Origin of the sequence: Tsuneonella sp. CC-YZS046, assembly GCF_035581365.1 — a bacterium.
GTDB lineage: Bacteria > Pseudomonadota > Alphaproteobacteria > Sphingomonadales > Sphingomonadaceae > JAWKXU01.
The window spans coordinates 3117948-3136230 of sequence record NZ_CP141590.1; the positions used below are offsets into that span (position 1 = coordinate 3117948).

The 18283-nt window shown below is 65.2% G+C and carries 13 protein-coding genes and 1 tRNA gene; 5 read left to right on the forward strand and 9 right to left on the reverse strand.

The window, feature by feature from the left end; genetic code table 11:
• Nucleotide 1: 1 nt before the first annotated feature.
• Entirely contained in the window at nucleotides 2-304 is a 303-nt protein-coding gene (locus U8326_RS15275) for a DUF3325 domain-containing protein (protein ID WP_324741307.1), read from the forward strand.
• 12 nt (nucleotides 305-316) lie between these two features.
• Here U8326_RS15275 and U8326_RS15280 read toward each other — a convergent pair whose 3' ends face one another.
• Nucleotides 317-1150 carry a pseudouridine synthase gene (locus U8326_RS15280; RefSeq protein WP_324741308.1) on the reverse strand — a complete coding sequence of 278 codons (834 nt, stop codon included), beginning with the start codon at nucleotides 1148-1150 and terminating at the stop codon, nucleotides 317-319.
• Between the two features lie 297 nt (nucleotides 1151-1447).
• On the reverse strand, nucleotides 1448-2194 hold the full coding sequence (locus tag U8326_RS15285; RefSeq protein WP_324741309.1) for a YggS family pyridoxal phosphate-dependent enzyme: 747 nt from the start codon (nucleotides 2192-2194) through the stop codon (nucleotides 1448-1450).
• A gap of 86 nt (nucleotides 2195-2280) precedes the next feature.
• On the opposite strand from U8326_RS15285, the gene U8326_RS15290 reads away from it, so the two are divergent.
• Both U8326_RS15290 and U8326_RS15295 read left to right on the forward strand, forming a co-directional pair.
• Nucleotides 2281-2892: a MarR family winged helix-turn-helix transcriptional regulator gene (locus U8326_RS15290; protein WP_324741310.1), complete on the forward strand. Its 612-nt coding sequence runs from the start codon at nucleotides 2281-2283 to the stop codon at nucleotides 2890-2892.
• 69 nt (nucleotides 2893-2961) lie between these two features.
• On the forward strand, nucleotides 2962-3207 hold the full coding sequence (locus U8326_RS15295; RefSeq protein WP_324741312.1) for a thioredoxin family protein: 246 nt from the start codon (nucleotides 2962-2964) through the stop codon (nucleotides 3205-3207).
• Between the two features lie 66 nt (nucleotides 3208-3273).
• On the opposite strand, the gene U8326_RS15300 is transcribed toward U8326_RS15295, so the two are convergent.
• The 5 genes from U8326_RS15300 to U8326_RS15320 all read right to left on the reverse strand — a co-directional run bounded on the left by U8326_RS15300 (nucleotide 3274) and on the right by U8326_RS15320 (nucleotide 14666).
• A complete protein-coding gene (locus U8326_RS15300) occupies nucleotides 3274-4731 on the reverse strand; it encodes an esterase-like activity of phytase family protein (protein WP_324741313.1) in 1458 nt (485 codons plus the stop codon).
• A gap of 4 nt (nucleotides 4732-4735) precedes the next feature.
• A complete protein-coding gene (locus U8326_RS15305; protein WP_324741315.1) occupies nucleotides 4736-7027 on the reverse strand; it encodes a TonB-dependent receptor in 2292 nt (763 codons plus the stop codon).
• Nucleotides 7028-7351: 324 nt separating this feature from the next.
• Nucleotides 7352-10438 (reverse strand): efflux RND transporter permease subunit, encoded by a 3087-nt coding sequence (locus U8326_RS15310; protein ID WP_324741316.1) that lies wholly within the window; start codon nucleotides 10436-10438, stop codon nucleotides 7352-7354.
• The gene (locus U8326_RS15315) at nucleotides 10435-13506 is read right to left on the reverse strand and encodes a multidrug efflux RND transporter permease subunit (protein ID WP_324741317.1); all 3072 of its coding nucleotides are present in this window, start codon (nucleotides 13504-13506) and stop codon (nucleotides 10435-10437) included. The genes U8326_RS15310 and U8326_RS15315 overlap by 4 nt, the downstream gene beginning before the upstream one ends.
• Nucleotides 13503-14666, reverse strand: a complete 1164-nt coding sequence (locus U8326_RS15320; protein ID WP_324741318.1) for an efflux RND transporter periplasmic adaptor subunit — start codon at nucleotides 14664-14666, stop codon at nucleotides 13503-13505. Before U8326_RS15320 ends, U8326_RS15315 begins: the two co-directional genes overlap by 4 nt.
• A 110-nt stretch (nucleotides 14667-14776) precedes the next feature.
• Here U8326_RS15320 and U8326_RS15325 point away from each other — a divergent pair, with 110 nt between their 5' ends.
• Nucleotides 14777-16234, forward strand: a complete 1458-nt coding sequence (locus U8326_RS15325) for an efflux transporter outer membrane subunit (RefSeq protein WP_324741319.1) — start codon at nucleotides 14777-14779, stop codon at nucleotides 16232-16234.
• A gap of 198 nt (nucleotides 16235-16432) precedes the next feature.
• On the opposite strand, the gene U8326_RS15330 is transcribed toward U8326_RS15325, so the two are convergent.
• Both U8326_RS15330 and U8326_RS15335 read right to left on the reverse strand, forming a co-directional pair.
• A complete protein-coding gene (locus U8326_RS15330; RefSeq protein ID WP_324741321.1) occupies nucleotides 16433-16939 on the reverse strand; it encodes a hypothetical protein in 507 nt (168 codons plus the stop codon).
• 178 nt (nucleotides 16940-17117) lie between these two features.
• Nucleotides 17118-17192: transfer RNA gene (locus U8326_RS15335), tRNA-Gly, on the reverse strand.
• 182 nt (nucleotides 17193-17374) lie between these two features.
• On the opposite strand from U8326_RS15335, the gene trxA reads away from it, so the two are divergent.
• A complete protein-coding gene (gene trxA, locus U8326_RS15340) occupies nucleotides 17375-18283 on the forward strand; it encodes a thioredoxin (protein WP_324741323.1) in 909 nt (302 codons plus the stop codon).

Genomic DNA, 18283 nt, shown 5'->3' on the forward strand with positions numbered 1-18283 from the left:
GATGAAGGATGCGCTGCTGCTCATCGCCACCTGCGCCATTGCCACAGTCGGTTTCGCGATGATGGCTTTCAGCCAGAAGCAGCACTGGCCGTTGCTGCAAGGTCCCGATGCCGCACGCCCGCCGGAATGGCTTCGGCTGTCCGGCGCGCTGCTTTTGATGCTTGCCGCGATCCCCGCGGTGTTACGGGACGGCCTGGCTTTCGGGCTGCTGCTCTGGAGCGGAATGCTCACCGTTTCGGGAGTGCTGGTGATCGTTTGCCTGGCAAGGCTTCACGGCCGCGCCCATGACCAGTCGACCCGATAGACTGCTATACGCTTATCGTTGCCGATAATCCTCGCCGGTCTCCTGCTGCATGGCCGCTGGCCAGATGCCGGATCGCTCCGGGTCCGTAAGCGGCCGGGCCTGCCCCTTGCCGAGATCGCCCAGAGTTACGGTCCCGATTCCCACGCGCACGAGGCGAAGCACGCTGGCGCCTTGAGCCGCGATCATCCTGCGCACCTGGCGGTTGCGGCCCTCGGTCAGCACGATCTCGATCCAGCTGGAGCGGCTGCCAGTGCGCAGAAGGCGCACCGTGGCGGCGCTGAGCCGTTCGCCGCCGTCCTCGACAGGCTTGGCGAGCGAGGCGATGAGGTCCTCGTCGGCAATCCGGTCGATCTTCACATGATAGGTCTTCGGAACGCCGGATGCCGGATTGAGCAGATATTCCGCCCAGCCCGTGTCGTTCGTCAGGAGGAGCAGCCCTTCGCTCGCCTTGTCGAGCCGGCCCACCGGCGACAGGAACGGCAGTTCGGGCGGAAGGCAATCATACACGGTTCCGCGATCGTGAGGATCGCGGCGCGTCGTGACCAGCCCGCGCGGCTTGTTCAGCATCAGATAGGCCTTCGCCTCGGCCGCGATGGGGCTGCCATCGACCGCGATGCGGTCGCGGCCCGGATCGACCCGCAGGGTCGCCGAACGGGCGATCCGGCCGTTGACCGATACCCGCCCGGCTTCGATCAGCGCGGCGGCTTCGGTCCGGGAACAGAAGCCGAGTTTCGAAAGGGCGCGGGGCAGGCTGGCGACGGATCGGGACCGGGATGGAGATGAGGGCCGGACGCCCGGAGCTGGACGGCGCTTTCCAGCGCCTGTCCTGGCAGGACGATGTGACATGGCAAGGCTCGCGGCCCCACGGCGCCGCGTTCCGACAGGGAAAATTGTGATCGGGGCAGGGATGAGCGGCTGCCGGGCGTATCATGACCCCGGACGCTGCATGGCCTCCGGGGTCAGATGCCCGCGATCAGTCTGCCGGCGCGCAATGCGCGAATGAGATGCCGCTTGCTCATGCCCTTATCCTTCGCGCAATCATGCCGCCGCGTCAATCGCTGTCGGCGTAGCGGCTTATGCCGGGAATCAGGCCAGAGACAGGATGGCGGGGAGATATGACGATGGAAACGAGATTGCTGGCGGCTATGCGCGAGGCGCTGGCCGCCTCGTTTCCGGCCAGTAGTGGGTATCGGGCAAGGGCCGCGCGCCGAATACCGCCTGGCCGACGCGCACCACGGTCGCGCCCTCCTCTATCGCTATCTCGTAATCGCCCGACATGCCCATCGACAGCGTTTCCAGCGCAGCGCCTTGCGGCGCGTCCTGCCGTGCGCGATCCCGGATTGCGCGCAGCAGGCGGAAGCAGCGGCGCATTTCGTCCTGATCGGACGTGAACCGCGCCAGCGTCATGAAGCCCCGGACGCGCAGGCTGGAGAAAGCCGGCAGTTCCGCAAGAAACGCGGGCACATCTTCGGGCGCCAGCCCATATTTCGTTGGCTCGCCGGACGTGTTGACCTGCACCAGTATGTCGAGGCCGCGCCCGAGATGCTGGAGGCGACGGTCAAGCGCGCTCGCCAGCCGGAGCCTGTCGAGCGACTGAACCTCGCCGGCGAATTCGAGGACATCCCTGACCTTGTTGGTCTGGAGGTGGCCGATCATGCTCCAGCGCACCGGTTGTCCCGCCAGTTCGCGGGCCTTGGCGCGGCCTTCCTGCACCTTGTTCTCGCCCAGACTGTGCTGGCCCGCGTCGAGCGCTTGCTGCACCCGGGCCGCGCCGACGGTCTTGGTCACCAGCATGAGGCTGGCGGCGTCAGGGGAGCGGCCCGCACGCAGCGCGGCATCCCGCATCCTTTTCCGGACATCGTCCAGACGATCGGCGACACTTCCGGTCATACACCCTTCCTTGACTGGCCTGACAATTATATATAGGACTCCTATTATACTCTTGTCGAGGGCCGATGACTGTCAACGCCCATATCATGACCGGACTGTCGCGGATCGGGATGCTGCTGCGCTCGGAAGGATGGCGGCAGGCGGAGACGACCGGGCTTACCCCGACCCAGAGCCAGATCCTTGCGTATCTGGCCGCTCGCGGCCCCGCGCGCATCGGTGCGATCGCAACCGAGATCGCTGTCACGCAGCCGACCGCGAGCGATGCCGTCGCCGCGCTGGTCCGCAAGGGTTATGTGGAGAAGCTGCGGGACCCTGAGGATGCGCGCGCGGTGCGGCTGCAGCCGACCGATGCGGGAAAGCGCCTCGCCAATGAAACCGCGGTCTGGCCGGATGCCCTGCTGGGGGCCGTCGATGCGCTTGATGATGGGGATCGCGCCGGGTTCCTCAAGGCGCTCACCAAGATGATCGGCGCGCTCCAGGCGCGCGGCGCGATCCCGGTCCAGCGCATGTGCGTCACCTGCGCGCATTTCAGGCCCAATGTCCATTCCGATGCGGCTGCGCCGCATCACTGCGCCTTCGTGGATGCCGCTTTCGGCGATGCTTCGCTGCGTCTCGATTGCGGCGATCACGTCGAAGCCGACGCTGCGGCGCGGCTTGAAAGCTGGACCTGCTTCACACGGGAGCCGGTCCATATGTGAACGCCCCGCTCGCGGCAACGAACGGGGCGCTCGATTGTCCGCCCTCGGATAAGGAAGGAACATTCCATCATGCCTCAGAAAGCGACGTTTTACCATGCCGGGTGCCCGGTCTGCCTCAGCGCCGAGCAGGGCCTCGCCCATGCGCTCGATCCCGCGCAATATGATGTCGAGGTCGTGCATCTCGGCGACGCGCCTGGGCGGATCGCGGAGGCCGAGGCCGCCGGGGTCGCTTCGGTCCCGGCGCTGGTGATTGCCGGCCAGCCCTTTCACATCAATTTCGGCGCCTCGCTCGCCGAGGTGAAAGGTTCGGCCTGATCGGATGGTCCCGGCGGCGCCAGCCGCCGGGGCCGGCATCCACCGCTGGCAATTTGCGATGCCTGCCTATCGCAATGGCGCCGGGAGGCTCACACGATAGACCAGTATCCGGTTGTCATTGTCCAATCGCGAATCGCAAGCCTCGCCGGACATTCGGCAGTTGCGCGCGATGAAATCATTGTCGTTGCCCACCAACAGGAAATAATCGGCCGGACTATCGCGCTCCAGAACCGGCACGAGATCCATTGCCTCCCATTTCTCGGACAGCATTTCTATACTCAACCCGAATTGCGCCAGTTGCACGGGATTGAGCATGTTCACCAGCTCGGCCCGCTTGGCGGGAATTATGTCCGCCCGCAGCGCGGTGCCCGCCGGATTCTGCAACAGCGATGCGGTGCCCGTCTCAAATGCGGTGCCCGCAAGGTTGGTCGCATCGGTTACGTCGACCAGAAGGATGCTCTTGTAGACGATCGGCTTCCCGTTTTCCGCGCCGTGGCCCGCGCCATCGCGCGCGAGCATCAGGAACCGATGGCTATCGAGCGCGCGGATTTCGCTCTGCGCGGCGGTGCGGTTGGGCGCGCCGCCATTTCCCTCGTCATTATAGGCGGGCAATTGCACCACATAATGCGCAGCAGGCTGGTCCGGCGTCGGCGTGCGGCTCACGTCGTAGACCATCACGCGCGTGTTGACGCGGCCCGAGGGATTGCCGGTCGCGCTGTCCTGAATCAGCGCGCTTTGCAGGGCCACGAACAGGGTTCGGCCGTCAGGCGACAGCGACATGCCTTCCGCTCCCTGATTATTGCGTCTCCCGCTGTCCGGCGCCTGGAGAGAACCGAAGAAGGGTTGCCCGTTTTGGCGCGGCGTGATCGCCGCGGGTGGCTGGATCACTCCGCGCAATCTTCCGCGCTTGTCAAAGAAATACACATTGGCGGTATATTCATCGCCGACGTAGAAGCCGCCGTCGCGCGTGAATTGCAGCGACTCCGCGTCCAGAGACACCTTGCCCTTGCCGACGCCGCTGGCCGGCGCCGGCAGCGTTATGCCGCGTTGCGTCAGGGTGCCGGTGCCCGGATCGGCGCCGGTAAACGGCCGGCCGCGAAAGTCGCGCAGCTTCAATCCGCCATCGGGAATGAGGGCGAGCTGGTCTTTCTCCGGTGAGAAGCGGATGCGCAAGCGCACCAGCCGCGCCGGATAGTCGAAGAAGAGGTTGGCCGCGGGATCGTTCCGTCCCCGGTCCGGCAGCGTCCACAGAATGCCTTCGTAATGATCGCCCACGCGCTTCCAGCTTCCGGGCGCTATCTGCAGCGAGGAAAACGATCCCAGCGTGTCGCCAAGAAAGTCGACCGTGCCCGCTGGAAGCTCGCCGGCGCCGACCAGCCCCCGATTGATGAAGGCCTGGCCGTTCAGCGTGACGCCGCGCGCTCCGGCGGCCCGGTCCAGATGCGGCCGGGAGATAGGCTCTTCCTCGCCGGCCGACGCAGGGACGGCGAGGAAGAGCGACAACAGGAGCAGCGCGGCGCGCATGGGTTCAGAAGGTAAACCCGATCGTTCCGAAGACCTGACGCGGAGCCGACGAGTGGAACACCTTGACGGTGCCGGCCGCGTCATCAGGCGCGAACACGCTGTTGTCGAAGTTCGAGACATAACGCTTGTCGGTCAGGTTAGTGACGTTGAACGACAGCTTCGCGCCCTTCAGCGGTCCGACATTGCCGAAGTCGTAACCGAATCCGAGGTCGAAGGTGGTGTAGCCGCCGAAGCTCTGGTCATTCGTGAAGGTGTAGTAACGGCGGCCCGTATACTTGCCTTGCAACGATGCGAAGAAACCGGAGTGGTTCACGCTCAGCACGCTGGCGAACATCTCCTTCGGCGTGTCGACCTGCTGTTTGCCGGCCGTGGCCTTGACCACGCAGACATCGTCCTCGCACCAGTCGAGATCATCATCATAGGTGGACTTGTTGTACGAGGCGGAGTTGTACCAGCTCAGCCAGGACAATGGTTTCCACAGGACGGCGAGTTCCACGCCCTTGCTGGTGACGCTGCCGACATTGTGGAACGAGTTGCCGCAGCCCGGTTCCTGCTGCCGGTTCGTCGGGCAGGGGTTGTACTGGAGAAGCCGGTTGTCGAACTCCACATAATAGCCCGCCAGCGAAATCTGCAGGGGGCCGCTGACATAACGGTAGCCGCCTTCGAAGCTCTTTGACGTCTCCGGCTTCAGCGTTTTTCCCTGCGCGTCCCAAACGTCTTGTGTCACCGATTGCGGCCCGAGTTTGAAACCGCCCTGGAACATCGCCATGTTCTCGGCGTAGCTGGCGAACAGTTCATGCTCGGGCGCGACTTGCCAGTGCAGGCCGACCTGCGGCAGGAAATAATCCTTTGCTGTAAGCGAGCCGGTCGCGAACTGCTGGTTGCCCGGAGGGGCCTTGGCGATCCCGTCAATCGCGGTGGCGTCGGATCTGGCGTAGGTGCCCTTGAAGCCGAAATCGATGCTCAGCGTGTCCTCGAGCAGCTTCACCGTGTCCTGAACGTAGAACTGCCGCGTCTTCCACTTGGTTTCCTGCGCCCAGGTCGTGGAATCCGGCTGCCCCTTCAGATACTTCGCCAGGCTGAACGGCCCGGTGACGTTCTGCCAGATATAGCGCACGGCGCTGCTGGTGTTCTCCTCCAGCCAGAAGCCGGCCTGGAAGTGGTTGAAGCCGACTTCCCAGCTCAGGCTTGCGAGCGCGCCGGTGCGGTCGATCGTATAGCGCGTATCGCGGATGCGGACCGGCACGTCATCGGCGGTATCCGCCGTCCCTTGCTTGGACCAGCCGACGATCCAGTTGTTGCCGGCACCCTTGTTCTTGTGATGGTAGACCGACACCCTCGCGCTGAGCGCACTGGTCAGGTCGAAATCCCCCGTGAGGTAATAGAGTTCGTCATTCCGCAGGATCTGGCCGTTGGTGTAGGTGACATCACCGTTCTTGGCAGGTGATGTTGCGGGAACACAACGATCTGCGGCGGTGGGCCCGGTCACGGTGCAGTAAGCGAGATCGACATAAGCGTCCCAGTTCGGCGAATAGCCGCCCCAGTCCCAGCCGACGCGCGAGAGCATGTCCTTCGACAGATAGGCGTCGTCCGCCTGGTTGGTGCGGGAAATGTCCACGAAGGCCGAAATCGTGCCGCCGTCGAACTGATATTTCAGCTTGCCGTTGAACTGCTTGCCGGTGGACTTCTTGTCGGCGCCCTGGTCGACGAACAGGTCCTGCTCGGTGTATTGCCCGGAAAAATAGGCCGAGAAACCGCCATGCTCGCCGGTGTCGAACCGCACGAAGGTGCGCAGGGAGTCTTCGCTGCCGAAGCTCTGGCTGATCTGGGCGCCCATGTCCTTGCGCGGGTCGCTGGTGATATAGGTAAGCGCACCGCCGAGGTTGCTGGTCGAAGCGATGCCGAGGCCGGCGATGCCGGTCGCAAGGTCGGCGCGGCCGAGATTTTCGGAGATCAGCGCGCGGCTGATGGTGAGGCCGTTATAGTTGTTGTAGGCACCGTCGCCGAGCGGGATGCCGTCGAGCGTGTAGCCGAGGTGCGTGGTGCTGAAACCGCGGACCTGGAGGGAAAGCGACTGCTCGTTGACGCCCAGCGCGTCGATCGACTGCGCGCTCACCCCAGGCAGGAAGTTCAGCGCCTTCTGAACGCTGGTTCCGGGCGGCAGCACGTCGAGGTTCGAGGGCACCAGGGTCGAGACCGAGCGGGTCTGGCCGCTGCCGATGACGACAATTTCTTCGGAACTGGCGTTGGCGTCTTCGGACGTGGCATCCTCCGCCTGCGCCTGCGTTGTGAACATGAGACAGGCGGCAACCGCCAACACGGAAACGGACTTTTGTAGCACTCAACCCCCCTATTTGGACAACGCTGCGGGATGTGCGCCGCAGCAGGGGCGAGCCTATTTCACCTGCTCATGACGCTTTCGCTACAATTCGCCTGTAAATGAACCAGATAGGCGTCCCCCGGCGCACGGGGCCGCATGTCTCCCTTCCCAGGCGCCGGGCTGAGGGAGATTCTGGTGGGTGACGCCCGATGGACGGGAGAGCAGCCGCGCCATGACGCCGGGCCGCGGCATATGCCCTCTCAAACCGGCACTATGCCATGGGTGAACCGCGCCGGCGCCTTATGCCGGCATCGGGCCGCCTCGCGGTGATCGGATCACTCTGGATCGACGGCCGAATCTGCGGATCATTCCATCGATCGCCACATATATGACCGGGGTGGTGTAGAGCGTGAGGACCTGGCTGACGAGAAGGCCGCCGACGATGCAGATGCCGAGGGGCTGGCGCATTTCCGAACCTTCGCCGCCGCTCAGCATCAAGGGCAATGCTCCGAGGATCGCGGCCATATTGGTCATCAGGATTGGCCTGAGGCGCAGGCGGGCCGCTTCGCGGATGGCATCCATGGCGGAGGCGCCATCCCGCCGCTGCCGCGCGAGCGCGAAGTCGATCATGAGGATCGCATTTTTCATCACCATGCCGATCAGCAGGAACAGTCCGAGCAGCGCGATCAGCGAGAATTCGAATCCCGTGAGCCACAGCGCCAGAAAGGCGCCGATGCCGGCGGAGGGCAGGGTCGACAGGATCGTCAGCGGATGGGCCATGCTTTCGTAGAGGATGCCCAGCACGATATAGACGGCGAGAATGACGCCGAGCAGCAGCAGCGGCTGGTTTTTCATGCTGTCCCCTGCCAGATCGAGTTCGCCGGCCATGCGCGCCTGAACGTCGGTGGGCAGCATGAGCCGGGCCAGCGCGCTGTCGATCGCGGCCTTGGCCTGTTCCAGCGACACGCCGGGCGCCAGCGCGAAGCCGATTCTTCGCGCGGCGAACTGGTCGCGATGCTGCACCCAGTCGTCCGCCAGGCTGTAGCTGCGCGTGGTGAACGCCGATAGCGGCACCCGCTGGCCATTCGCGGCGATGACCTGCACGAGATCGAGCACGTCCGGGTCCTGCGTATAGCGCGGCTCCAGTTCCAGGATGACGCGATACTGGTTGAGGCTGTCATATATCGTGGCGACCTGCCGCTGGCTGAAGCTGTTGTTGAGGACGGAAGTCACTGTCCGCATGTCGACCCCGAGCCGCCGGGCCGCGTTGCGGTCGATATCGAGATCGATCTGGAGATTGCCGCCGTCCGCCCTGCTGTCGACGTCAATCAGTTCGGGGAGCTTTTCCAGCGCGGCGCCGACCTTGCGCTGCCAGTCCTTCAGGCCCTCCAGCCGGGGAGACAGCAGGCGCAGATCGTATTCCTGCCCCTGCTGGCCCGGCGGTTCGAGCTGGATATCCTGATCGACGTTGATCCATAGCGCGCCGCCGGGAACCTTGGGCATGCCGGCGCGCAGGCGGTCGATCACGGCGCTGGCCGGTTCGCCTCTTTCGGCTGCGGGTTTCAGGCGGACCATCATGAAGGCATTGTTGATGCCGGTGTCTCCGCCGGCCTGCCCCACGACATCGGCAATGGCCGGGTCGGCCAGCAGATAGCGCCGATAGATTTCGATCTTGGGCTGCATCAACTGATAGGACATGCCGTCGTCGCCGCGCGCGAAAGCCGTCAATTGCCCGGTATCCTGCTCCGGCAGAAACCCCTTCGGAATGAACATATAGAGCGCCCCGTTGAGCGCGATCACCGCGACGAGCAGCGCCAGCGCGATCCGGCGATGACGCAGGGCGGAATCCAGCGAGCGCGCATAGAAGGCCGCAACCCGCGCATGAAAGCCCGCCCGGGGGGCATCGTCCTCTTTCGGCTTGAGCAATCGCGCGCACAAGGCTGGCGTCAGGGTCAGCGACACGATCAGCGAGATCAGCATCGCCGCCGCCAGCGTCAGCGAGAACTCGCGGAACAGCAGGGTTATCACCCCGCCCATGAACAGGATGGCGACGAACACCACCAGCAGGGCGAGGTTCATGGCGACCAGCGTGAAACCCACCTCGCGCGTGCCGCGTATCGCCGCCCGGCGCGGCGAAAGGCCCGCATCGATATGGCGGGCGATATTCTCCAGAACGACGATGGCGTCATCGACCACGAGCCCGGCGGCGACGATGAGCGCGGTCAGCGACAAATTGTTGAGGCTGAACCCCATCGCCCACATCGCGCCGAAGCTGGCGATCAGCGCCACCGGGATCGCGAGCGTCGGAATGACCGCCGCGCGCCAGCGGCGCAGGAACAGGCCGACCACCAGGATGACGAGGCCGACGGACAGCCCCAGTGCCAGCTGCGCCTCGCGGATCGTGGCGCGAATGCCGGGGGATCGGTCGAGCACGATCTGCAGGCCGGCCTGGGCGGGCATCAGGCTGTCGAGGGCGGGCAGCGCGTCGCGGATGGCATCGGTGGTGGCCACGATATTGGCGCCGGGCTGACGCCGGACGACCAGGACCACAGCCGGGTTCTCATTGTGGAAACCCATCGCATATCGGTTTTGGGTGGATTGGGAGACGGTCGCCACGTCCGACAGGCGCACCAGCCTGTCCGCGCGGCGGGCGATGATGAGTCCCTCGTAATCCTGCGTTTCGCGCAGCTGCGCATTGCTGCCGACCTGCCATGCGCGCTCGCCGCGCTCGGTCATGCCAAGCGGGCTGAGCGCATTGGCGTTGGCGATGGCGTCGCGGACGTCGTCGAGCGCGAGGCCCTGGGCGGCCAGCGCGTGCGGATTGAGCTGGACGCGGACCGCGGGCAGCGAGGCCCCGCCGATCGACACCTCGCCGACGCCGGGGACTTGCGCGATCCGTTGCGCCAGCACGGTCGAGGCGAGGTCGTAGAGCTGCTCGGGAGGCAGGGTATCCGACGAGAGCGCCAATGCCATGATCGGCGCCTGACTCGGGTTCAGTTTTCGATAGGTGGGTTCTGACGGCATCCCGGAGGGAAGCTGGCCGCGCGCGGCATTTATCGCGGCCTGCACGTCGCGCGCGGCGTCGTTGATATTCCGCCCCTGTTCGAACATCAATCCGATCTCGACCGAGCCTTGCCCGCTGGTCGCTTCCATCAGCCGCACGCCCGCGATGCTGCCCAGCGCCCGCTGCAGCGGTACGGCCACGGCCGCCGCCATGGTGCGCGGATTGCCGCCGGGCAGGCTGGCCTCCACCGAGATCGCCGGAAAATCGACCTCGGGCAAAGGCGCCGTCGGCAGCAGGCGATAGGTCAGCAGGCCGGTGAGGATCATCGCCAGCGCCAGCATGATGCTGGCGACAGGGCGGTCGATGAAGAAGCGCGCGATCATGACGCGGCCCGGGCCGCGTCCCTTCGCGCGCGCATCCGCCGCGACAGGCGGTCGAAGAAAAGATAGACGACGGGCGTGGTGAACAACGTCAGCATCTGGCTTGCGACCAGCCCGCCGACCATGACGAGGCCGAGCGGCTGGCGCAGCTCCGCGCCGGCGCCCTGCGCGAACATCAGCGGCAGCGCGCCGAACAGCGCGGCAAGCGTCGTCATCAGGATCGGCCGGAACCGCAACAGCGCGGCGCGATGGATGGCCGCGCGGGGAGACAGCCCCTCGCGCCGTTCCGCTTCCAGCGCGAAATCGACCATCATGATGCCGTTCTTCTTGACCAGGCCGATCAGCAGGATGATCCCGATCACCGCGATCAGATCCAGCGGCTCGCGCGCGATCAGCAGCGCCAGCAGAGCGCCCACCGTGGCGGAGGGCAGGGTGGACAATATGGTGATGGGATGGATCGTGCTCTCATAGAGCATCCCCAGGACCAGATACATGACGACGATCGCCGCGAGGATCAGGAGCAAGGTGCTGTCCAGCGATGCCTCGAACGCGCTGGCCGCGCCCTGATAGTCCATGCTGATCGCGCGCGGGGCGCCGAGGTCCGCCCAGGCGGCGTCGATCGCATTCACCCCGCTGCTCAGGGATGTCCCCGGCGCCAGGTTGAACGCGATCGTCGCGGAAGGAAACTGGCCGGTCCGGCTCAGCAGCAGGGGCGTGCTGCGCAGTTCCACATGGGCGAGGCCAGACAGGGGCACCGGCGTGCCATTCGCCGCTTTCACGAAAATCCGGCTCAGGTCTTCCGGCCCTTGAGCCAGCCGGGGATCGACCTCCATCACCAGCCGATACTGGTTGGCCTGCGTGAACAGCGTGGAAATCTGCCGCTGCCCGAACGCATTGTAGAGTGCTGCGTTGATGTCGGCCGCATTGATGCCGAGCCGGCTGGCGGCGGCCCTGTCGATCTCGACATAGGCCTGCAATCCGTTCGCGTGGAGATTGTCGCTGACATCGGCCAGTTGCGGCAAGCCGCGCAGCTTCTCCGTCATCCGGCGTGTCCATTCGGACAGCAGCTCCGCGTCAGGGGTGGACAGGCTGAGGCGATATTGGGTGCGGCTGATCTGGTCGTCGACGTTCAGTTCCTGCACCGCCTGCATGTAGGCGCGGATATTTGGAAGCGAAGCCGCTTTCCGGCCCAGCCGCTCGATCACCGGGAGCGCCCCGTCGCGCGTGCCGTGAGGCTTCAGATTGACCAGCATCCGGCCGTTGTTGAGCGTCGCGTTGCCGGCATCGACACCGATGAAGGAGGATACGCTGTCCACCGCCGGGTCGGCCAGAATAATGTCGACCAGCTGCTGCTGGCGCTGCGCCATGGCGGCGAAGGAGACATCTTCCGGCGCCTGCGTCACCACCTGGATCGCGCCTGCGTCCTGAACCGGGAAGAAACCCTTGGGAACCGCGAGATAGAGCAGCGCCGTCAGCCCCAGCGTTCCCACGGTGAGCCCGAGCATCAGCCGCTGGCGCTCCAGAGCATGGTCCAGCCAGCGGCCGTATAGCGCTATGATCCGGTCGAGCCTGCCCTCGCGCTCAGGCTGCGCATGGGGCTTGAGCATGCGGGCGCACATCATCGGGGTCAGGGTCAGCGAGACGAGGAGCGAGATGCCGATCGCCACGGCGAGCGTGACCGCGAATTCACGGAACAGCCGCCCCACGACGTCGCCCATGAACAGCAGGGGGATCAGCACCGCGATCAGGCTGACGGTGAGAGAGACGAGTGTGAAGCCGATCTCGCCCGCGCCTTTCAGCGCCGCCTGCATCGGCTTCTCGCCCTTCTCCAGATGGCGGGCGATATTCTCCAGCATGACGATGGCGTCGTCGACCACGAAGCCGGTAGCGATGGTGAGCGCCATCAGGGTGAGGTTGTTGAGGCTGAAGCCCAGCAGATACATGACGCCAAAGGTGCCGACCAGCGACAGCGGCACCGCCACGCCCGGTATAAGGGTGGCCGGCAGGTTGCGCAGGAACAGGAAGGTGACGAGCACGACCAGCCCGATCGCGAACACCATCTCGATCTGCACGCCGCGCACGGAGGCCCGGATAGTCTCGGTCCGGTCGGTCAGCACGTCCACCTTAACCGATACGGGCATCCCCGCGGTCAGTTCGGGCAGAAGCGCGCGGACCCGGTCCACCACCTCGATCACATTGGCGCCCGGCTGGCGCTGGATGTTGAGCAGCACCGCCGGCGTCCGGCCGGACCATGCGGCCAGCCGCCGGTCCTCCGCGCCTTCCTCGATCCGGGCGACCTCGCCCAGCGTCAGCGGCGCGCCGTTCGGCCAGCCGATCACCAGCGATCGATACTCCTCTGCGGTTGAGATCTGGTCGTTGGCGTCCATCATGATCGAGCGGGTCGGGCTGTCGAAGCTGCCTTTGGGCTGGTTGATCGAGGCGGCGCCGATAGCCTCGCGCACATCCTCCATGTCGAGCCCGCGCGCGGCGAGTGCCGCCGGGTCCACCTGCAGCCGCACCGCCGGGCGCTGCCCTCCGGCCAGGCTCACCATGCCCACCCCCGGCGTCTGCGAGAGTTTTTGAGCCATGCGCGTATCGACCAGATCGTAGACCGCCGGCAGGGATAGCGTTTCCGAGCTGATCGCCAGCGTCATGATCGGGGTGTCGGCGGGATTGACCTTGCGATAGATGGGCGGCGTCGGCAGGTCGCCCGGCAGCAGCGTGGCTGAGGCGGCGATGGCCGCCTGCACTTCCTGTTCGGCCACGCTCATCGGCACTTCCAGCGCGAACTGGAGCGTGATGATGGACGCACCGCCCGAACTCGTCGACGACAATTGCCGCAGCCCCGGAATCTGGCCGAACCGCCGCTCGAGCGGCGCGGTGACGGCACTGGAGGAGACGTCCGGGCTGGCGCCGGGATAGAAGGTGAAAACCTGGATGACCGGATAGTCGACCTGGGGCAAGGCGGCGACCGGCAGCAGCCGATAGGCGATCAGCCCGGACAGCAGCAAGGCCGCCATCAACAGCCCGGTCGCGACCGGGCGGAGGATGAACCCGCGGGAGATGTTCATTTTGCGCGGGCGCCCGCTCGCGGCGGAGCGATGATCTCGACTGCCTCGCCGTTCCGGACGCTATCGAAACCCTCCAGCACGATGCGCTCTCCGGGCTTCAAGCCGCGCAGCACGAGGATTCTCTCCCCGTTTCCGTTACCGACCTCGACAGCGCGTTTCCGCGCGATACCCTTTGCATCGACTATATAGACGAACGGCCCGTCGGCGCCCCGCTGCAACGCGGCATCGGAGATCGTCAGGGCGTCGGGAATGGTTCGCAGGGCAAGCCGGATGTTGACGAACTGATTGGGAAACAGCCGCTCGTCCGCATTGGCGAACTCTCCCCTGAGCCGAAGCGTCCCCGAGGCGGGATCGATCCGATTGTCGATCGTGGTCAATCGCCCGGTCGCGAGCAGCGTCCGTTCGCCGCGGTCCCATGCCTGCACCTCCAGCGCGCCGTCACGCATGGCGCTGCGCAAATCGTCGATCTGCGTCTCGGGAAGGGTGAACATCGCCGAGATCGGCTTCATCTGCGTGATCGTGGCGATTTCCGTCGTATCGCCGGACCGCACGAGATTGCCCGCATCTATGCCCCTGATGCCGATGCGGCCGGCGATGGGCGCGCGGATCGCGGCAAATTCGAGTTGCAGGCGCGCATCGGCAATGCGGCCGTCGCTTGCGGCGACCGCGCCGGAATACTGCCCTATCAGCGCCTGTTGCTGATCTATCTTGGTCTGGGACGTGAAGCCCTCGCGCGCCAGTTCCTGATGCTGCCGCAATTCGCGGCGGGCCTGGACGAGTTGCGCCTCGTTCTGCTGCCGTTCTCCGCGCGCCTGCGCGAGAATCGCGCGAAACGGCCGCGGGTCGATCTCGGCCAGAACCTGCCCCCTGGCGACATGCTGGCCTTCGCGGAAATGCAATCGGACAAGCTCTCCATCGACACGGCTTTTCACTGAAACGGTTGCCAGCGGCGTGATCGTGCCCAGCGCCTTGAGTTCTTCGACAAAGGGTCCGCGCTGAACGACTTCCACCCGGACCGGGGGCGCATCGTTTTCGGCGGTATCGCTGGCCGGGGAGCCGCCGAGAAACCACCAGGCGGCCAGACCCGCGCAAAGGGCGAGGGCGGCAATGGAAAAGGGCCAGCCAGATTTTGCCGCCCTGAAGACCGCTTCCCTATTCAATTTCGCGCCGCCCACAATCGATCACCTGCTATTTGATTTGCAATAGCAATAAGGGCAGTCTCGACTTAGACAAGCGTTATTGAGTTCAAGGCAAAGGATATAAGGTGGGTGTGCCGATCAGTAAGCGAAACCGGCAGAAAACAGTGGTTTCCGGGGGCAAGCAGCCAAGCCGCCCGATTGTGCTCGGCGTTCTGGCATCCATCCTGGGCGGTTGCGCCGCCGATATTACCCCATCGCCGCGCTCGGCCTTCGCTCCCCTGCCGGAGATCGCGCTTGCCGATGGGCCGGCCCTGTGGCCGCGGGAAGAGTGGTGGAAAGACTACGGCAGCGCCGAGCTTGATGCATTCGTTGCCGAAGCCCTGCAATCCAACACCGATATCCAGACCGCGCTCGCGAGGGTCGAGCAGGCGCGCGGGCGCGCACGGAGCGCTGGCGCGCTTCTGTTTCCCGCCATCGGCCTTGAAGGCTCCGCGACCCGCAGCGACAGCAATCGAAGCCCGGCCAGTGAGCGATTCGGCCTCGATCTCGTGGCGTCGTATGAAGCGGACCTTTGGGGGCGCTACAGGGCGGACCGCGACGCCGCGCGCTTTTCATTGCTCGCCAGCCGGTTCGATCATCAGGCCTCCCGCCTGATCGTCATTTCCGACGTTGTCCTGAACTATGCCGCGCTGATGACGATACGCGAGCGGCAGGCGATCGGCCGGCTCAATCTCTCCGCCGCGCAACGCCTGCTCGCGCGCGTGGAAGCAATGGACAGGGTCGGCATGGCGCTTGTCGGTGATCTTGCATCACAGCGCGCCCTCGTTGCGGGGGCGAAAGGCGATCTCGCCTTGCTGGATCAGGCAGAAGCCGAACTGCGTGCCGCGCTCGCATTGCTGCTGGGCCGGCCGGCCCAGAGCTTTACGGTGTCGGGCCTCGGGATCGATGCCCTGGCCAGCCTGCCCCGCGTTTCTCCCGGCCTGTCGTCCGAACTGCTGCTCCGCCGTCCCGACATCGCTGCGGCGGAAGCCGGGCTGGCGGCCGCAAGCGCCGACCTGCGCAGCGCCCGGGCCGCGATGCTGCCGCGCATCACCCTCACCGCAAGCGGCGGAGTCGAGGGTGGCACGTCGCCAAGCGCGGCCCTTTACAATCTGCTCGCGGGCCTCACCCAGCCCCTGATCGACCACGGCCGCCTGGCAGGAGCGCGAGATACGGCGGAAGGGCTGAGGCTTGAACGCGAAGCCGCCTATCGTGGCTCCATCCTGGTCGCGCTGTCGGAGGTGGAGCGCGATCTGAAGGCCATCGCCAGCCTCGACCGGGCGGTGGCCGAACTTGCAACCCAGGTAGCGGAAGCCGGCAAGGCTCTGGATGCCGCGGAAGCGCGTCACCGTGTCGGGGTCGAGGAAATCATCGTTAGTCTGGATGCGCAACGCACACTTTACGCCGCGCGTGACCGGCTTGCCCAGATCAAAGGCAGTCGTCTCGCCTGGACGATCTCCCTCCAGCGGACACTCGGCGGGGGATGGAGCCGTGAGGGGACCGATCTATCGTCGATTCTCCAGCCAGCCGATGAAAACACCATGCGATAGGGCAATCAGAAGCTGTTTGATTCGCAGTGGATCGAGCGGCTGAAATACAACCGTGTGGCAGACGACCCTATCGCCTGCCTCTTGGCAGATGCCTATATCGCCCGGCATGGCCCAGCCCGGCCGGAAACGGTGCTGGAAAGAGTGTTTGCGGACAAAGGGACGTGCCGTCGAAACGCGAGCGCGGTTTCGGCGGCCGGGTTACTTGATCAGGTCGGCGATGTTGTTAGTGCGAAAACCGTCGGACATGTCCCGCTGCGCGCAAAGCCGCGCCTCATGCTCCCAACCCTCGCTGTCCTTGAACTTGAAAGACGTCCGGTCGGTGATGACCCAATCGGCGGTCGTCAACCAGTCGGCGGGAATGGGCGTGGGCGGCTCCGGCGCACGCGGCTCGCTGCAATAGTGCTTGACGTGGAAAGTTGTCGGGCCGGTCTGCTCGATCCCCTGAAAGGTGCAGAATGAGCTGCCCCAATACAACCCGTCGCGCCGCAGCAGCGCGGTAGTGGCATTCGATGCGGTCGCGCAAGTCGCATCCGTGCGGACGTAGTACCCTCTATCAAGGGGCAATTCGCTGATCGTCGCGGGGGTGAATGATGGGGCGCTCTCGGCCTCCTCTTCGGCCGCGCCAGTGCCGGACCACAAGGCGAAAGCACCGCCTGCTGCAACGACGCCGACGATGGCCAGTATCCGAATAGGCAAAGTGCTCATGTGCTCGCCCCCGATGGATGCTCCGCAATAGCAACAACATGATTAAAACATACGGGAGCTGCGAATGCCAGATAATTGCCGGCGGCGATGAGGTCGCCCACACGTCTTGCTCATCAGATGAAAAAGTGCGTTCCAGCCCCTCCTGACTGATAAAACTATTGTAATTTTGGGAGGAAACTGGAGCGGGCGAAGGGATTCGAACCCTCGACCCCAACCTTGGCAAGGTTGTGCTCTACCCCTGAGCTACGCCCGCTCTGGCGCTGGGTCCGCCAAATCGCCAAGAGGCTGCGGACCGGGTGAGGCGCGCGGTTAGCATCGGCTTCGCAGCCCGGCAAGGGGAAAAACGCTCTTGCATTGCGGCCCTTCACAAATGCACCCGGAAGCCCACATAAGGCTATCGAACGGATTGACGCGGGGAGTTGAGACTTGGCGAGCATGGGCTTGAATATAGACGAGCAGAAAGCGGTCGAACGCTTCCGCCGGGATGTGGCCGAACCATCCATGTCGAAGCTCGTCATTCTCGACTTCTGGGCGGAATGGTGCGGGCCGTGCAAGGCGCTGGCCCCGGTGCTGGAAAAGGTCGCGGCCGAATATGCCGACAAGGGCGTGGTGCTGGCCAAGCTCAATGTCGATGAGGAACCCTTCATCGCCGCGCAGTTCCAGGTCAAGTCGATCCCCACCGTCTATGCGATCTTCCAGGGGCAGCCGGTGGCCGACCTTACCGGCGCGCGCGGCGAATCGCAGCTGCGGCAGGTGCTGGACCAGATCCTCGCCAAGCTGCCCGTGCAGCCAGGCGACGATGAGGGCGCCGCCGGGCAGGATATTACGCCGCTGCTGGAGATGGGCGAAGAGGTGTTGGCCAGCGGCGATGCCGAAAGAGCGGCCGGTATCTTTACCCAGATCGTGGAGATGGCGCCGGACAATGCCGCCGCCTGGGCCGGAAACCTGCGCGCGCTGATCGCGGCGGGGCGGATCGAGGAAGCCCGCACCCTGCTCGATTCGCTTCCCGAAGAGCTGGCGGACGATCCGCAGATCGCCAAGGCCCGCTCCGCGCTCGAGCTGGCGGCGGATGCGCCGGACGACAGCGAATTGCAGGCCCTGCGCGCCGCCGCTGCCGAACGGCCCGCGGACATGGATGCGCAGTTCGCCTTCGCCAATGCCGCCTATGCGGCCGGTTCGCGCGACGAGGCGGCGGATGTGCTGCTGAAAATGGTGCAGGCCGACAATGGCTGGAATGAAGGCGCCGCCAGGGCCAAGCTGCTGCAGATCTTCGAGGCGGTCGGGCTGGAAGACCCCTGGGTCGCCGGAACCCGCCGCCGCCTTTCGACCATCCTGTTCGGGTGA

Bases quoted from the DNA above. Each gene is read 5' to 3' on its own strand.
- U8326_RS15275 (WP_324741307.1), top strand. From the start codon at position 2: ATGAAGGATGCGCTGCTGCTCATCGCCACCTGCGCCATTGCCACAGTC.
- U8326_RS15280 (WP_324741308.1), bottom strand. From the start codon at position 1,150: ATGTCACATCGTCCTGCCAGGACAGGCGCTGGAAAGCGCCGTCCAGCT.
- U8326_RS15285 (WP_324741309.1), bottom strand. From the start codon at position 2,194: ATGACCGGAAGTGTCGCCGATCGTCTGGACGATGTCCGGAAAAGGATG.
- U8326_RS15290 (WP_324741310.1), top strand. From the start codon at position 2,281: ATGACCGGACTGTCGCGGATCGGGATGCTGCTGCGCTCGGAAGGATGG.
- U8326_RS15295 (WP_324741312.1), top strand. From the start codon at position 2,962: ATGCCTCAGAAAGCGACGTTTTACCATGCCGGGTGCCCGGTCTGCCTC.
- U8326_RS15300 (WP_324741313.1), bottom strand. From the start codon at position 4,731: ATGCGCGCCGCGCTGCTCCTGTTGTCGCTCTTCCTCGCCGTCCCTGCG.
- U8326_RS15305 (WP_324741315.1), bottom strand. From the start codon at position 7,027: ATGTTCACAACGCAGGCGCAGGCGGAGGATGCCACGTCCGAAGACGCC.
- U8326_RS15310 (WP_324741316.1), bottom strand. From the start codon at position 10,438: ATGATCGCGCGCTTCTTCATCGACCGCCCTGTCGCCAGCATCATGCTG.
- U8326_RS15315 (WP_324741317.1), bottom strand. From the start codon at position 13,506: ATGAACATCTCCCGCGGGTTCATCCTCCGCCCGGTCGCGACCGGGCTG.
- U8326_RS15330 (WP_324741321.1), bottom strand. From the start codon at position 16,939: ATGAGCACTTTGCCTATTCGGATACTGGCCATCGTCGGCGTCGTTGCA.
- trxA (WP_324741323.1), top strand. From the start codon at position 17,375: ATGGGCTTGAATATAGACGAGCAGAAAGCGGTCGAACGCTTCCGCCGG.